The sequence below is a fragment of the Bradyrhizobium sp. 61 genome (assembly GCF_023073075.1).
GTDB classification, from domain to species: domain Bacteria; phylum Pseudomonadota; class Alphaproteobacteria; order Rhizobiales; family Xanthobacteraceae; genus Bradyrhizobium; species Bradyrhizobium barranii.
Map to the genome: position 1 here is coordinate 196,595 of NZ_JADPIU010000064.1, position 15,839 is coordinate 212,433.

Below are 15,839 nucleotides of genomic sequence, written 5' to 3' on the forward strand. Positions count from 1 at the left end.
AATGAACAAGACATCGAAGGGCAGGATATCAAATGGACTGACGCGCCGGACCGTGCTGTCGGGCGCCGCCGCCGTCGGCCTCGCCGGCGTGGCACGTGCGCAGGCGCCGGCCGAGGTCAAGGTCGGACTGATCGTGCCGCTGTCGGGCATCTACACCCGCCCCGGCCAGGTGATGAAGATGGGCGCCGAGATGGGCATAGAGCACATCAACGCGCAGGGCGGCATCAAGGCACTCGGCGGCGCCAAGCTGAAGCTGGTGGTGATCGACTGCGGCGACACCACCGAGAAGGCCAAGAACGCGGCGCAACGCATGGTGGCGCAGGAACCCGATCTCGTCGCCGCCACCGGCTCTTATCTCTCCTCCTTCACGCTCGCCGTCACCGAGGTGACCGAGCGCGCCGAACTGCCGGTGCTGACACTGTCCTATTCGGACCTGCTGACCGACCGCGGCTTCAAATACATCTTCCAGACCGCGGCAACCGCGAGCCGTCAGTCCGAGCTCGGCCTACCGACGCTGATGAAGCTCGCCGAGAACGCGTCGGGCAAGAAGCCCAAAGCCGTGGCGATGCTGATGGACAACACCGCGACATCCGTCGCCACCGCCAAGGCGCTGAAGGAAAAACTGCTCGCGCAGGAAGGCCTCCAGCTCGTCGTCGAGGAAGTCTGGACCCCGCCGCTGTCGGATGCCACCCCGCTGATCCAGAAGGTCCGCTCGGCCAAGCCCGATTTGCTCCTGTTCATGCCGAATGCAGTGTCGGATGCCAAGCTGGGGCTGGAGAAGATCAGCGAGTTCGGCCTCGGCCAGGGCAAGATCCCGACGGTGTCGTTCAGCATCACTATCGCCGAGCCCGACATGCTCCAGAGCGTGAGCCCGGAGACGGTGCAGGGCATCATGACCATCGTCGCCAACTGGGGCTCGAAGGGTCACGAGGCCCTGATCGCCGAGCTCAAGGCCAAATACAAGGAGCCCTGGATGACGCAGAACGTCATCTCGACCTATGGTGACATGTGGCTGATGAAGGAGGCGCTGGAGAAGGCCGGCAAGGCCGACCGCAACTCGGTCGCGCAGGCGTTCCGCACCATGGATGCCGGCCCGTCGACATACTATCCGGGCGGCCAGCTCAAATTCGACGAGAAGGGCCGCCGCGTCGGCGCCGGCGTCGTCATCGTGCAATGGCAATCAGGCGTGCCTGTCACCGTCTATCCGCCCGAACTCGCGCAGGCGCAGCCGTTCTGGCCGAAGAAATCATAAGGCGTCGCGAGATTTTTCAGGGAGGAGAATTGTCATGACTGCAAAGAGCAAAATCACGATCTCGCGGCGAACATTGCTTGCCGGCGCTTCCGGCACGCTGATCGCGTCCCGTGCCGCCTGGGCGCAACAACCGGCGGAAGTGAAGGTCGGCCTGCTGGTGCCGATCTCTGGCCTCTATGCCCGCCCGGGAACGGTGATGCGTGAGGGCGCCGAGATGGCGGTCGACCACATCAACGCGCAAGGCGGCATCAAGGCCCTCGGCGGCGCCAAGCTGAAGCTGGTCGTGCTCGATTCCGGCGACACCACGGAAAAGGCCAAGAACGCCGCCCAGCGCATGGTCGCGCAGGAGACCGATCTGGTTGCGGCCAGCGGCGCATACCTGTCCTCGTTCACGCTTGCGGTGACCGAAGTGACCGAGCGTGCCAGCCTGCCTGTCCTTACCCTCTCCTATTCCGACCTGATCACCGACCGCGGCTTCAAATACGTGTTCCAGACCGCGGCCACCGCAGGTTCGCAGGCACGGCAGGCGTTACCGCAGATCATCAAGCTGGCGGAAACGGCCTCCGGCAAGCGGCCGAAGACGGTCGCGATCCTGACCGACAACACGGGGGCCTCGATCGCCTCCGCAAAGGCGATGCGCGAGGGCCTGCTGGCGGAGAACCAGTTGCAGCTGATCGTCGACGAGACGTTCACGCCGCCGCTGGCTGATGCGACGTCGCTGGTGCAGAAAATCCGCTCGGCGAAACCCGATCTGCTGTTCTTCCTGCCGACGGTGATCTCGGACGCAAAGCTGCTGCTCGAGAAGATGAACGAGTTCGGCCTCGGCCAGGGCAAGATTCCGACCATCTCGTTCGGCATCGCGATCGCTGAGCCGGACATGCTGCAGACTGTGAGCCCCGAACTGCTCCAGGGCGTGCTGACCTGCGTCGCAAGCTGGGGCGCCAAGGGCCACGAGGCACTGATCGCGGAACTGAAGACCCGCTACAAAGAGCCGTGGATGACGCAGAACGCGATCTCCACCTATGGCGACATGTGGGTGATCAAGGACGCGCTCGAGAAGGCCGGCAAGGCCGACCGCGTTGCCGTCGGCGAGGCGCTGCGCACCATGGATGCCGGCCCCTCGAAATACTATCCGCTGGGCGAGATCAAGTTCGACGAGAAGGGCCGCCGCGTCGGCGCCGGCATGACCATCGTGCAGTGGCAATCCGGCGTGCCGGTGACGGTGTTCCCGCCCCAGCTCGCGCTGGCGCAGCCGTTCTGGCCCAAAAACTGACTGAGAACTGACAACGCCCGAAAGAGAAACGGAGAACAACATGGACAAGGCGACCTACGACCGCGGGCTCGAAATCCGCAAGAGCGTGCTCGGCAACGAGTTCGTGGACAAGGCGATCGCAAGCGCGGACGAGTTCAATCGTCCGATGCAGGACCTCACCACGGAGTATTGCTGGGGCTACGTCTGGGGCCGCGACGGCCTCACGCGCAAGACGCGCAGCTTCCTCAATCTGGCGATGCTCTGCGCGCTCAACCGCCCACACGAGCTGAAAACCCATGTCCGCGGCGCGCTCGCCAACGGCGCCACCAAGGAGGAGATCCGCGAGGTGTTCATGCAGGTCGCGATCTATTGCGGCGTGCCGGCCGGCGTGGATGCGTTCCGGAACGCGAAGGAAGTCTTCGCCGAGCTCGACAAGAAATAACGGAGCGTGACGACGATGAAGGGCAAATGGGCACTCGTGACCGGTGCGACCGCGGGCCTTGGCCTCGCCGTCGCGGAAGGCCTTGCCGGCGCGGGCGCCAATATCGTCCTTCATGATCTCGTCGCGCCGAAGCAGGCCGCGGATGGCCTCCGCGCCCGCTTCGGCGTCGAGGTCGTCTCGGCCGGCGCCGATCTCGCCCAGCGCGAGGCGATCGAGGCCATGATGGCCGATCTGCTCGACCGCTGCGGCGCCATCGACATCCTCGTCAACAACGCCGTGGTCAGGCATTTCTCCGCCATCGAGCAGTTTCCGCCCGATCGCTGGGAGCAGGCGCTGGCCGTCAACCTGTCGGCGCCGTTCCATTTGATCCGCCTGGCGCTGCCAGCCATGAAGCAGCGCGGCTGGGGCCGGATCATCAACATGGGCTCGATCTATTCCAGCCGCGCGGTCGAGGATCGCATCGACTACGTCACCACAAAGACTGCGATCCTCGGTATGACCCGCGCGGTGGCGATCGAGACGGCGCGGAGCGGCATCACCTGCAACACGCTCTGCCCAGGCACACTGCCAACGCCCGCGATCCTGAACAAGATCGCAACGATCGCGTCGAACAGCGGCCGTCCGGTCGACGACGTGACCAAGGAATATCTCGGTGAGCGCCAGCCAACGCAGCGCTTCGTCGAAATGAATGCGGTCGCCGCCATGGTCGTCTTTCTCTGTGGGCCCGCGGCAAACGATATCACCGGCGCCAGCCTGCCGATCGACGGCGGCTGGTCGGTCGCATGAAAGCATTGGGAGTGTTGCGATGACTGAACAATCGGGCCAGAGCGTCGTGCTGACGGGTGCCGCCGGCGGCATGGGACGCGCCATCACCAAGGCGTTGCTGGAAAGCGGCCGCCGAGTCGTGCTGGTCGATCGCGACGCCAAGGCGCTTGAGGAACTTGCGTCCTCGGCGGGCAACGCGGTGTTTCCGATCCAGCTCGACATTAGCGATGGGCATGCCGTGGATCGCCTGCCGGACGCCATTCCCGCGCAGTTCAAGCCGGTCGACGTCCTCATCAACAACGCCGGGCACGATATCGGCGGGCGGACGCGGTTCGATGCCGGCTCCGCCGACGACTGGTCCAACATCATCCAGACCAATCTGATCGGCCTGATGCGCGTCACCCGCGCGATCCTGCCCGACATGGTCAGGCGCAACGCCGGCCATGTCGTCAACATCAGCTCCATCAACGCGGTCCGGATCGTCCCTGACATGGCCGCCTACAGCACCAGCAAGGCGGGCGTGCACATGTTCACCGAGACGCTGCGGGGCGAGCTGGCGGAAACCGCGATCCGGGTCACCGAACTCCAGCCAGGCCTGACCCGGACCAACATCATCCTGACCCGCTACCGCGGCGACAGGCAGAAGGAAAAGGACTATTTCGACCAGTTCAGGATGGCGCTCGAGCCTGCCGATATTGCCCGTTCGATCGTCTTCGCCCTGGACCAGCCCGCGCACGTTCAAATTGCCGAAATGATGATTCTGCCTGTAAACCGGTACTGACTTTTCCCAACCAGGGTCCGGACATGGAAAGACGTAGCGAATTGCAGTCGACACTCCGCATCGAGGACGTCCCGACCGTCCGGGCGATGGTCGCGCAAAAGCTGCGCGAGGCGATCATGTCCGGAACACTCAAACCGGGCCAGCGCCTGGTCGAGCGCGAGCTCTGCGAGATGATGGGCGTCAGCCGGCCCTCGATCCGTGAAGCACTGCGGGCGCTCGAAGCCGACGGGCTGGTCAACATCGTCCCGCACCGCGGCCCCGTGGTCTCCACGATCAGCCTCGAAGAAGCCCGGCAGCTGTACGCGGCGCGAGCGGTGCTCGAAGGTTTCGCCGGCCGCGAATGCGCCAGGCTCCACGATCCGGAAGTGGCTCGACGGATCGGGGAAGCCCTGGCACGGCTGAAGGCGGCCGCAGCCAAGCAGGATCTCGTCGGGAGCCTCGAAGCCAAGACCGACTTCTACGCCGCGCTGATCGGCGGCTGCCGCAACGCCTTCATCGAGCGCATGCTCAAGCCGCTGCACGACCGGATCCAACTGTTGCGGATCACGTCGATGTCGCAGCCGAAACGGATCAACAAGAGCCTACGCGAGGTCACCGCGATCTGGCGTGCGATCCAGAACGGCGATCCAGATCTCGCCGAGCGCTGCTGCGTCGATCACATCAATGCGGCTGCGGTGGCCGCGCTCGACATGATTGAACGAAACGCCGCCAAGGAGGCGGCGCCTTCCGACGACTAGAAAAACAAGAATTCAGGGAGTGTTCGATGTTGTCTCTGGTACGATCGCTGATCCTGTGTCTCCTGCTCTCGCCCTGCGGCGCGGCAATCGCAGACGACTACCCCACCCGCCCGGTCACGATGATCGTGCCGTTCTCCGCCGGCGGCCCCGGCGACGTCATCGCGCGAATTCTCGGCAACGCCATGAGCGCGACGCTGAAGCAGTCCATCGTCATCGAGAATGTCGTCGGTGCCGGCGGCACACTCGGCACCAACCGCGTCGCCAAGGCCGCGCCTGATGGCTACACGCTGCTCCTGATGCATGTCGGCCAGGCCACTGCGCCCGCGCTCTACGCAAAACTGCCGTTCGATCCCGTCGGCGACTTCGCCATGATCGGGCTCGTCACGGATGTCCCGATGATCCTGGTGGCCCGGCCGAATTTCCCGGCCAAGGACCTCGGCGAGATGATCGCGCGCATCCGCAGCGAAGGCGACAAGATGACTTTCGGCAATGTCGGTCTCGGCTCAGCCTCGCAGCTCTGCGGCCTGATGTTCATGAGCACCACCGATACGAAACTCTCGCAAATCTACTACAAGGGCGGCGGGCCCGCGCTGAACGACGTCATCGCCGGCCATATCGACGTCTATTGCGATCCCGCGACGGGACCGACGCCCTATATCCAGTCGAACACGATCAAGGGCTACGCGATCACGAGCAAGACGCGCGTCGCGACGCTGCCCGGCGTGCCGACCTCGGCCGAGGCCGGCGTTCCCGAATTCGATGTGACGACCTGGTATGGCCTCTACGCGCCGCGCGGCACGCCGAAGCCCGTGATCGACCAGCTCGTCGGTGCGCTCCAGACGGCGCTCAAAGACCCTGCCTTGATCAGCCGCTTCGCCGAGCTCAGCATGGCTCCGGTCGAGGCCGAGCGTGCGACGCCGGCTGCGCTCGAAGCCTTCCTGAAGGCGGAGATCGCCAAATGGGGGCGGATCATCAAGGCAGCCGGAATCGAGCCGCAGTAGGTCCCGCCTGCTTCACTCGTCCAGAAGCTCCAGGAATTCCTCGATCCGGCCGAACGGGTCCGCATGCCCGCGGGCGGCGCAGACGACGCGATCGCCGTCGCGCTGGAGCGATCGTGCTCTGGATTTCCGCAGCCGCCCGGGGAGGAAAGTGGCAGCGACCGCCTCGGGCCCGACATCGAGCCTGACGATGCCACGCCGCTTGCAATCGATCCGGAGCCTGGCGGCCGCAAAGAAATCGCGCGCCTCCGGCGGCAGCCTGCCGAAACGGCGCGAGGTCTCCTCCTCCAGGTCTTCCAGATCGTCGTCGCTCCGGCATCTGGCGGCGCGACCATAGATCTCGAGCCGCATTGCTTCCGATTGCACATAACCTTCAGGCAACATGTCGCCGACAGGCAGATTCAGATCCGGCACCCACAGAAAGGCGCCCGAGTCGTTCACTCTTTCCGAGGCGAGCTTCAGGAGATGACTGTAGAGCACCGGCCCGAACACCTGCACGTGCCCAGACTGCTGTTCGGAAAACAGATCGCCGGCGCCCCTGAGGTCCAGGTCGCGCTCGCTGATGGCAAAGCCGGCGCCGGGCTTGCTGAACTCCTCGAGGACGGCCAAACGCTTCTCGGACTGCTCCGAGGTCGACTCCGTCAGCAGATAGGCGAAGGCGCGCGTTCCGCCGCGTCCCACCCGCCCCCTGAGCTGATGGAGCTGTGCGAGGCCGAACTTTTCGGGCCAGCACACCACGATGGTATTCGCACGCGGGATATCGAGACCGCTTTCCACGATGTTGGTTGCCAGAAGGACATCCGCCTCGCCATCGACGAAACTCATCATGCGGTCGTCGAGGTCGTCGACGGGCATCTTGCCATGAAGGCAGACGATGCGGAGGTCGGGCGCCAGTGATTGCACCCGCGCCAGCATCGGCTCCAGATCCTGGATGCGCGGGCAGATCAGAAAACTCTGTCCATGCCGCCGCCGCTCGCGAAGCAATGCTCCGGCAATGGCCGCATCCGAAAGCGGAGCGATCTTGGTCACGATCGGAAGCCGGTGAACCGGCGGCGTTGCGATCACGCTGAGATCCCGGAAGCCCGCAAGACCAGCAGCGAGCGTGCGCGGGATGGGCGTCGCGCTCATCCAGAGCGTATGGGCATTCTTTGCCAGCCCAGAAAGCTTCGCCTTCTCCGCCGCTCCGAAGTGCTGCTCTTCGTCGATGATGACGAGGCCAAGATCGGCGAACTTCACATCCTTTGCAGAGAGCGCCTGCGTGCCGACGACGACTTTCAGCCTGCCGCTTCGCAGGCCCTCCTTGATCCCTCGCGTCTCCGGGCCGGAGGTCGCTCGCGACAGGCTTCCGACGTCGATACCGAGAGGACCGAAGCGCTTGCGGAAGGTTTCGACATGCTGCCGCGCCAGGACCGTGGTCGGCACCGCGATCGCCACCTGTTTCCCGGACAGCGCCACGGCGGCTGCCGCGCGCAACGCGACCTCGGTCTTTCCAAATCCGACGTCGCCACACACCACCCTGTCCATGGGATGACCTGCCGCGAGATCATCGAGCACGTCCTGAATGGCCTTCGCCTGATCGACGGTCGGGAAATACGGAAAACGCGCAACGAACCTTTCATAGAGCGGCCCGGGTGCGACCAGTTTCGGCGCGCGGCGGCGGTGGCGCTGGCTGATGTGCTTCGCGAGCGCCTTGGCGGCGACCTGAATCTCCGCCTCGGCCTCGGTCCGCCGCGCCCACCATGTGCTCCCGTCCGCCTTGTCCCGTGCCAGCTTGCCGGGCTCGGCCGCATACGGCCAGATCAAGGCAAGATCGGCCGGCGGCACGAGAACGGCGTTGTCTCCCGCGAACGCAAGCCTGACCATCTCGCGCCGCGATCCCGTCCCCATGGCGAGGGTCTGCAAGCCGTCGAGCAGGGCGAGCCCGCGCTGCAAATGGACGACCGCCGCGCCGCGCTCCGGGACGTCGGGATGATCGAACGCGGCCGTCCAGGCTCTCGCCATCGGCTGCGGATGATGGGCTCTGCTGCCGAGCACGTCCGACGCGGTGACGATGACGAGAGGCTTGCGGCCGGCCCCGACGAAGCCGGCATCGAAATCGGCCAGGAACGCCGTTTCGCGATCCCGTCCCTCTGTCGCCTCGCTCCAATCGGCACAGCGCTCCGCCTTGATCCCGCTCATCCGCTCCATCGCGCGAAGGTCATCCTCGACGGCCGCGACGAACAGCACCCGCGACCCGGCGCGTTGCATGTCGTCAATAAAAGCGCGGAGGATCTTTCTTGGCGAAGAGGCCTTCGAGAAATCGGGCGTCGGCGTGAAGGCCGATTTTTGCGGAAGCACGCTGATGCTCTTCTTCAGCCGCTTCCAGTCCGCCCGTCCGAGATACTCGCGCTCCGCATCCCTGCGGCCAGCTGCCTCCTCGATGGTGCCCAGCCAGATATCGGCGTGGCCCGGTACGCCGGCATCCACGATCCACCGCGCGCGAGCGCAATAATCCGGCAGCGTCGCCCGCTGCCCGCGCTTGCCTCCGAGCGCAATCTGTTCGGACATCGGATCGATCAGCAATTCCCTGGTCTCGTAGACGACCTCATGCTCGACCGGATCGACGGCAACGATCTTACGGATAACACCGTCGGAATGTTCGATCCTGAAAGGACCAAGTCCGCCCGCGGGAAACACCTCGAACGTCTTGCCGTGGAACAGGACGCCGCCCGGATATTCCGCCTCTTCGTCGAGGTCGTAGCCGAGCGCTTCCAGACGGCGCTCCAGCTCGGCTTCCGAATAGGCCGCGCCCACTTTCAGGCTGAGGCTGGTCTTTGACCAGCTCGCCGGCAGTGGCAGCCGCTCCATGATGGCTTCTGCGGTCGATACGAGGAAGACCGGCTTCCTTGCCTTGGCAAGGCGCCGCAACACCGAGCTCCGCCTGCCCGCGATCTCGCGCGACGGCTCCAGACCATCGAATGGCAGATTGTTCAGCCGCGGGAACACCAGCACGTCGACCGAAGGATCGAGCGCGTGGATCACGCCGCCCAGCCGCTCTGCCCTGTTCTCATTGTCGCAGAGGAAGACGAGGCCGTCGCGGCCAGACTTCTCCCATTGCTCGCGCAGATGCAGCGCCAGCATGCCGAGCGGCGATGAGGACGAGACCGTAGAACGCGACGCGCTCTTGCCTTTCGAGCCTTTGCTCTCTGTGCTCTTCGAACCCTTGCGCTTTGAACCCTTGCTCTTCGAGCTCTTGGTCTTCGGGCTCTCGCCTTTCGAGCTTTTGGCCTTGGTCTTTTTCGCGCCGGTCGCGGCCCGGGCTTTTTTGGTGGACGCCAATGTGTATCCAACTTTGTTTCAGAAATAGAGTCGCGCGCCGACGAGCCCTGCCGTAGAGCTCGGTCGACAACGCGGACTGGGCCTAAGCGCCCAAGCACGTCATTACAATTTCACGATTGCGTTGGAAAGCACGGATGCAAGCCCGGACGACCGGCCTGCATGCCAAAATAAGGCCTACTGCAGGACCTTCGGCAGCACCACGACCACGTCGACGCTCTGCCCGAGGACTTGAGTCGCAACCACCGCGAGGTGATGCGAGAACTCGTCCTCGATCTCGCTCGCGCAGTCTTCGTCCCTGGCAATGGCGAACAGCAGATTGCCGTCGATCTCGTCGAATCGGATGCCGGCGAAGATGCGATCGAACGTCTCGGCGCCCGCGATGCCCGCGATTCGCGCCTGGATGGCCTGGTCTTCGATGAGGGACAGTTTCATCATAATCGGGAACATGGGGGCGCACCTCCCAAATGCAAGAGCAGAAGCGTGCTGGCGCGGCCCGCCGGGCGAACTATATTAATCGTGTCGTCCCGCCTGACCACCATCCGCCCTTGAGGAAACTCTTGATTCTCTTCCTGCTGCTGGTCTTCGTGCCGATAGGACTGTCGGCCGGACGCTATTATCTGTTCGGCGATGGCCGGGGCAATTGGCAGACGGCCGATCGCTCGAGCGCCGGCTTGCTGCCGCCGGCATCCGCCAATCCGGACGCGCTGATCCGGGTCTTTGCCGCGCGCACGGTGCGGTGGCGCAGCATTTTCGCCGTCCACAGCTGGATCGTCGTCAAGGAGAAAGGTGCCAGCACCTACAGCCGATACGACTACACGGCGTGGGGCGACCCGATCCGGAGCAACGGATTTGCACCCGACGGCCGCTGGTTCGGCGCCATGCCCGAAACCGTCGTGGCGGTCGACGGCGCGCGGGCCGAAGCGCTGATCCCCAAGATCCGCCACGTCGTCGAGACCTACAAGTTCCGCGCCTACGGCGATTACAGCGCCTGGCCCGGACCGAATTCCAACACCTTCGTGCAGGCGGCGCTGGACGCCGTTCCCGAGCTTCGTGCCGTCCTTCCACCCACCGCGGTCGGCAAGGACTATCCGTACAGCGGACGCTGGGCCGGCATCACCCCTTCCCGCACCGGCGCCTACGCCTCGCTGTCGGGTTACCTCGGCATGACGGTCGGCTGGGTCGAAGGGTTCGAGATCAATTTCTTCGGCGCGGTGCTGGGCATCGACATCCGGCGGCCGGCGCTCAAGCTCCCCGGCATCGGCCGCCTGGGCGTCGCCGCCGGCCTGTAGAGCGCCTGCCGACGCCTCGCCAAACAAAAAACTGAAAAACAACCCCATGCACAGTAGAACCGCCCCTGGCCGGTTGGTCGCGGTGGCGCGGCTTAAGTCGAGATGAGGCTTGGGTGAATTGCCTTGCGCGCGCAGAACGAGAGGCCTCTCTCCTGCAACGCACGTTGAGGTGCTCGACGAGCCCGATGTCTTCAGACGCCGGTCATTTGACTCGTCGGGCAAAACACCGGCAAAATTGCATCGTGCCAATCAGGCCATGGATGCGCTCGACCAGGCCGACCATGGGTCCAGCAAGCCGCCTCCCTGGATCCTAGCCCCCAAGCGCCGGAATATTTTCGCGAAAGATGATCTCGCTGCGCGGCGCCTCGATGCCGTGCATGGCGCTGCGGCCGGCGCGCAAATTGTCGAAGATGCCGACACAGCTCATCATCGTGTTGAGCTGATTTTGAGTGATGACGGCATCCATCGTCCCATCGAGCAGAAAGCTACGCGTATCCGAGGTCAGACCATGGCCAATGAAGACCACGTCACGCGCCCGGTTCATTTCGTTCAGGGCGCGAGCGACACCATCGGCGGCGCCGCCGATGTTGTAGATTCCGGCAAGATCCGGATGCTGGCCCAGCAGCATGCGCGTCTGGCGATAGTTGCGGTCGGCGTCATCATGGCCTTCGCGCAGGCCCACGACCTTGATGGCCGGGAATAGTTCTTCGAAGACGTGCAGAAAGCCCATTTCGCGTTCTTCGTGCGCGCGGTAGCTGCGGCTGCCCGCGATCATCGCGACCTTGGCCGGACGCTCGCCCAGAAAGCGCGCGATCAGATAGCCGGCAGTGCGTCCGATCGAGCGATTGTCCAGTCCGATATAGGCCGCGCGGCGCGCGTTCAGGATATCCGAGATCAGCGTCACCGTCGGCACGCCGTGCTCCGCTAATCGGTCGACGGCTTCCCTCACGACGGGATGCTCGAGCGCCATGAAGGCGATGCCGTCGGCCTTGTCGCGGGCCCGCCAGAGCTGACGTGCCAGCAGGTCGGGATTGAAGCCCTTGATGGTGTCGACCTGACAATGGACGTTGAAGGGCGCGAGCCGGCCGTCGGAATGCGCGATCAGCTGCCCGAGCGTGGACAGGAAGCGGTTGGTGCCGGCCGGCAGCAGGAACAGCAGCCGCATCGGCTTGGGCCGCATCGCCGCCAGGATGTTCTCGGCCGGCATGTAGTCGAGCTCGGACGCGGCGGCGAGCACCCGCTGCTGCGTAATCGCCCGCACACCGGGCCGACGATTCAGCACGCGGTCGACCGTCGCCGTGGAGACGCCGGCCCGGCGCGCCACGTCAACGATGCGGCTCAGCGAAGGAGCCACTGGTTTATTCATTCCGGGGCCCAATCGTCGAATACCTCAAAAACCATCATCTTTATCGTTTGACATGCTAGCTCAAAGTCGCAATTTTCGCATCAATATTGTTGCAGAAACATCAAATAACATCAAATCGCTGTTGGAGGAGAAGCCCATGTCCCTGACCCGTCGGCGCGCCCTGCAAGCCCTGTCCGTCCTCCCCGCCGCGGGCCTGATCGGCGGTCTCTCGCGCCCGGCCCGGGCGGCCGAGTTCTCGCTGAAATACGGCAACAACCTGCCGCTGACGCACCCCCTCAACATCCGCGCCCAGGAAGCCGCCGACCGCGTCGCCAAGGAGAGCAATGGCCGGGTCGAGATCGCCATCTTCCCGAACAACCAGCTCGGCGGCGACACCGACATGCTCGCCCAGGTGCGCAACGGCGCGCTGAACTTCTTCACGCCCTCCGCGCTCGTGGTCGCGACCCTGGTGCCGATCGCCGCGATCAACGCGGTCGGCTTTGCCTTTGCCGATTACGATCAGGTCTGGAAAGCGATGGACGGCGGGCTTGGCGCGCATATCCGTGCCGCCATGGCCAAGGTCGGCCTCCATACGTTCGAGAAGATGTGGGACAACGGCTTCCGCCAGATCACCAGCGGCGCCAAGCCGATCGAGAGCGCCAAGGACATGGACGGCCTCAAGATCCGCGTGCCCGTGTCTCCGCTCAGCATCTCCATGTTCAAGGCGCTGTCGTCCTCGCCGACCAGCCTGCAATTCAGCGAGGTCTATTCGTCGCTGCAGACACGCATTGTCGACGCGCAGGAAAATCCGCTGCCGATCATCCAGGTAGCGAAGCTCTACGAGGTGCAGAAGTACTGCGCGATCAGCAACCACATCTGGGACGGCTTCTGGTTCATCGCCAACGCCCGCGCCTTCAACGCCCTTCCCGCCGATCTCAGGACCATCGTCAGCAACGCCATCAACGATGCCGGCTTGAAGCAGCGCGAGGACATCAAGACGTTCAATGCGACCGTGCAGGCCGATCTCCAGCGCAATGGGATGAAATTCACCACGCCTTCACCGGACTCGTTCCGCGCAAAACTGCGCGACTCCGGCTTCTACGGCGAATGGAAGGGCCGCTTCGGCGACGAAGCCTGGGCGCTGCTCGAAGGCGCCGTCGGCAAGCTGGCCTGAGCGCGATGACGATCGCAGAGCATCAGATGACGGACTATCTGGCGGCGGCCGCGCACCCTGCTTCCGCTGCGGGCACGCGCAAGCTTGCGAGCGCCTTTGGCACCGTCGACCGCTGGCTCGGTGCGGTGGTCGAGACCGCCGCGGCCGGTGTCGTGCTGGTCGAGATCGGCATCATGCTCGCCGGCGTCATCATGCGATACGCCTTCCACAGCCCGCTGATCTGGTCGGACGAACTGGCCTCGATCCTGTTTCTCTGGCTCTCGATGCTGGGCGCGGTGATCGCGCTGCGCCGGGGCGAGCACATGCGCATGACAGGGCTCGTCAGCCATGTTGGCCCGGGCGCGCGCGCCTTTCTCGACACGATCGCTGCGGTGGCGCCGCTAGCCCTGCTGGCGTTGATCCTGCATCCCGCCTTCGACTATGCGAGCGAGGAACAGGTCATCGTCACCCCGGCGCTGGAGATCAGTAACGCCTGGCGCGCAGCCGCAATTCCCGTCGGGATGACCCTGATGGCCGTCGTCGCCGCGATCCGGCTCGCGACGCATCACCGCCCCGCGTTGATCGTCGCGGCCCTCATCACCGCCGCCGTCCTGATTGCCGCATTCTGGCTTGCCGGACCGCTGCTCGCCCCGCTCGGACGCTACAATCTCATCATTTTCTTCGTCGGCGTGGTCGCAGCCAACGTGTTCGCCGGCGTACCGATCGCCTTCTCCTTTGCGCTCGCGACCTTCGGTTATCTGGCGCTGACAACCAGCGTACCGATGATGGTGATGGTCGGCCGTCTCGATGAGGGCATGTCGCACCTGATCCTGCTCGCGGTGCCGCTCTTCATTTTCCTCGGCGCGTTGATCGAAATGACCGGCATGGCGCGGGCCATGATCCAGTTTCTGGCAAGCCTGCTCGGACATGTCAGGGGCGGACTGTCCTATGTGCTGATCGGGGCCATGTATCTGGTTTCCGGCATCTCCGGCTCGAAGATCGCCGACATGGCCGCGATCGCGCCGGTGCTGCTGCCGGAGATGCAGCGGCGCGGCGCCAAGCCCGGCGACCTCGTCGCGCTGCTGTCGGCCACCGGCGCGCAGACCGAGACCATTCCGCCGAGCATCGTGCTGATCACCATCGGCTCGGTGACCGGTGTCTCGATCGCGGCGCTGTTCACGGGCGGGCTGCTGCCGGCCCTGGTCGTGGGCACCGCGCTCTGCGTGGTGGTGTGGCGGCGCTACCGGAACGAGGATCTGAGCCATGTGCGGCGGGCCTCGAAGCGCGAGATCGCAAAACTCACAATGGTCGCTCTGCCCGCCATCCTGCTGCCCTTCGTGATCCGCACTGCCGTCGTCGAAGGTGTTGCCACTGCCACGGAGGTCTCGACCATCGGCATCGCCTACGCCGTGCTGATGGGCCTTGTGGTCTACCGCCAGTTTCCCTGGCGGCGGCTGAAATCCATGCTGGTCGAGACGGCCTCGCTGACGGGCGCAATCATCTTCATCATCGGCTGCGCCACGGCGATGGCCTGGGGACTGACGCAATCCGGCTTCTCGCAACAGCTGGCGAAGGCGATGGCGGCGATCCCCGGCGGCGCCTACGGTTTCCTCGCGATCTCGATTGTGGCCTTCGTCGTGCTCGGCAGCGTGCTCGAAGGCATTCCGGCCATCGTGCTGTTCGGCCCATTGCTGTTTCCGATTGCCAAGCAGGCCGGCGTGCACGAAGTGCACTATGCGATGGTCGTGATCCTCGCGATGGGCATCGGCCTGTTCGCGCCGCCGTTCGGCGTCGGCTATTACGGCGCCTGCGCGATCAGCAAGATATCGCCGGACGAAGGCCTCAAGCACATCTGGGGTTATGTCGCGGCGCTCTTCATCGGCCTCGCCATCGTCGCGGCCGTGCCGTGGCTGTCGATCGGCTTCCTCAAATTCTGAAGATCATGGGAATCATGCAATGAGCCGTTTTTTTGGTGAGATCCGGCAAGCCGGCTACGTCGTTGACGACATCGAGAAGGCCATGGATTATTGGAGCCGCGAGCTCGGCATCGGGCCGTGGTTCTATAATCCGCGGGTTCCAATCGTGAACTACCACTATCGCGGCAAGGCCTATGAGCCGCACAATTCGGTGGCGCTGGCCAATTCCGGTCCGCTGCAGATGGAGCTGATCCAGATCCGCAACGATGCGCCGTCGATGTATGCCGACTTCCTGAAAGCCGGACATAAGGGTCTGCAGCACGTCGCCTATTGGACCGAAGACTACGACGCCGATCTGTCCCGTCTCGAAGCCGAGGGTTTCAAGCCGGTCATGAGCGGCGAAGTCGGCGCGCGCGGTCGTTTCGTCTATTTCGACACGGAGTATCATCCGGGAACGGTGATCGAACTGTCTGAGGTCTCGGGACCCAAGGGCAAGATGTTCGATCTCATCCGCGCAGCCGCCAAAGGCTGGGACGGGCGCGACCCCGTGCGGCCGTTCCCCGATCTGACCAAGCTCTAGACCTGCGCTCC

At 64.5% G+C, this 15,839-nt stretch carries 14 protein-coding genes; 11 read left to right on the plus strand and 3 right to left on the minus strand.

Annotated elements, in window-relative coordinates:
• The first annotated feature begins 1 nt into the window (after position 1).
• Genes IVB46_RS22760 through IVB46_RS22790 form a run of 7 tightly spaced genes read left to right on the plus strand, consistent with a single transcriptional unit; the run spans position 2 to position 6,230 of the window.
• On the plus strand, positions 2–1,252 hold the full coding sequence (locus tag IVB46_RS22760) for an ABC transporter substrate-binding protein (protein ID WP_247308835.1): 1,251 nt from the start codon (positions 2–4) through the stop codon (positions 1,250–1,252).
• Between the two features lie 34 nt (positions 1,253–1,286).
• Positions 1,287–2,525 (plus strand): ABC transporter substrate-binding protein, encoded by a 1,239-nt coding sequence (locus IVB46_RS22765; RefSeq protein ID WP_247308834.1) that lies wholly within the window; start codon positions 1,287–1,289, stop codon positions 2,523–2,525.
• A gap of 40 nt (positions 2,526–2,565) precedes the next feature.
• On the plus strand, positions 2,566–2,946 hold the full coding sequence (locus IVB46_RS22770; protein ID WP_014496467.1) for a carboxymuconolactone decarboxylase family protein: 381 nt from the start codon (positions 2,566–2,568) through the stop codon (positions 2,944–2,946).
• A gap of 15 nt (positions 2,947–2,961) precedes the next feature.
• Positions 2,962–3,732, plus strand: coding sequence for an SDR family oxidoreductase (locus IVB46_RS22775; protein ID WP_247309124.1), 771 nt, complete (start codon positions 2,962–2,964; stop codon positions 3,730–3,732).
• Positions 3,733–3,751: 19 nt separating this feature from the next.
• The gene (locus tag IVB46_RS22780) at positions 3,752–4,492 is read left to right on the plus strand and encodes an SDR family oxidoreductase (RefSeq protein ID WP_247308833.1); all 741 of its coding nucleotides are present in this window, start codon (positions 3,752–3,754) and stop codon (positions 4,490–4,492) included.
• 23 nt (positions 4,493–4,515) lie between these two features.
• Positions 4,516–5,229, plus strand: coding sequence for a GntR family transcriptional regulator (locus IVB46_RS22785; protein WP_085403183.1), 714 nt, complete (start codon positions 4,516–4,518; stop codon positions 5,227–5,229).
• Between the two features lie 26 nt (positions 5,230–5,255).
• Entirely contained in the window at positions 5,256–6,230 is a 975-nt protein-coding gene (locus IVB46_RS22790) for a tripartite tricarboxylate transporter substrate-binding protein (protein WP_247308832.1), read from the plus strand.
• Positions 6,231–6,242: 12 nt separating this feature from the next.
• On the opposite strand, the gene IVB46_RS22795 is transcribed toward IVB46_RS22790, so the two are convergent.
• Together IVB46_RS22795 and IVB46_RS22800 are read right to left on the minus strand one after the other, a co-directional pair.
• On the minus strand, positions 6,243–9,347 hold the full coding sequence (locus IVB46_RS22795; RefSeq protein ID WP_247343571.1) for a DEAD/DEAH box helicase: 3,105 nt from the start codon (positions 9,345–9,347) through the stop codon (positions 6,243–6,245).
• A 372-nt stretch (positions 9,348–9,719) separates the two neighbouring features.
• Entirely contained in the window at positions 9,720–9,980 is a 261-nt protein-coding gene (locus IVB46_RS22800) for a hypothetical protein (RefSeq protein WP_071917581.1), read from the minus strand.
• 122 nt (positions 9,981–10,102) lie between these two features.
• On the opposite strand from IVB46_RS22800, the gene IVB46_RS22805 reads away from it, so the two are divergent.
• Complete coding sequence (locus tag IVB46_RS22805; RefSeq protein WP_247309120.1) at positions 10,103–10,834, plus strand: DUF3750 domain-containing protein; 732 nt, start codon at positions 10,103–10,105, stop codon at positions 10,832–10,834.
• A gap of 310 nt (positions 10,835–11,144) precedes the next feature.
• On the opposite strand, the gene IVB46_RS22810 is transcribed toward IVB46_RS22805, so the two are convergent.
• Positions 11,145–12,200, minus strand: a complete 1,056-nt coding sequence (locus IVB46_RS22810; protein WP_071915404.1) for a LacI family DNA-binding transcriptional regulator — start codon at positions 12,198–12,200, stop codon at positions 11,145–11,147.
• 136 nt (positions 12,201–12,336) lie between these two features.
• On the opposite strand from IVB46_RS22810, the gene IVB46_RS22815 reads away from it, so the two are divergent.
• The 3 genes from IVB46_RS22815 to IVB46_RS22825 are packed head-to-tail and all read left to right on the plus strand — an operon-like array spanning position 12,337 to position 15,828.
• Positions 12,337–13,353, plus strand: coding sequence for a TRAP transporter substrate-binding protein (locus IVB46_RS22815; RefSeq protein WP_247308831.1), 1,017 nt, complete (start codon positions 12,337–12,339; stop codon positions 13,351–13,353).
• 26 nt (positions 13,354–13,379) lie between these two features.
• A complete protein-coding gene (locus IVB46_RS22820; RefSeq protein WP_231144498.1) occupies positions 13,380–15,269 on the plus strand; it encodes a TRAP transporter large permease subunit in 1,890 nt (629 codons plus the stop codon).
• 19 nt (positions 15,270–15,288) lie between these two features.
• On the plus strand, positions 15,289–15,828 hold the full coding sequence (locus IVB46_RS22825; protein ID WP_014496479.1) for a VOC family protein: 540 nt from the start codon (positions 15,289–15,291) through the stop codon (positions 15,826–15,828).
• Positions 15,829–15,839 lie beyond the last annotated feature (11 nt).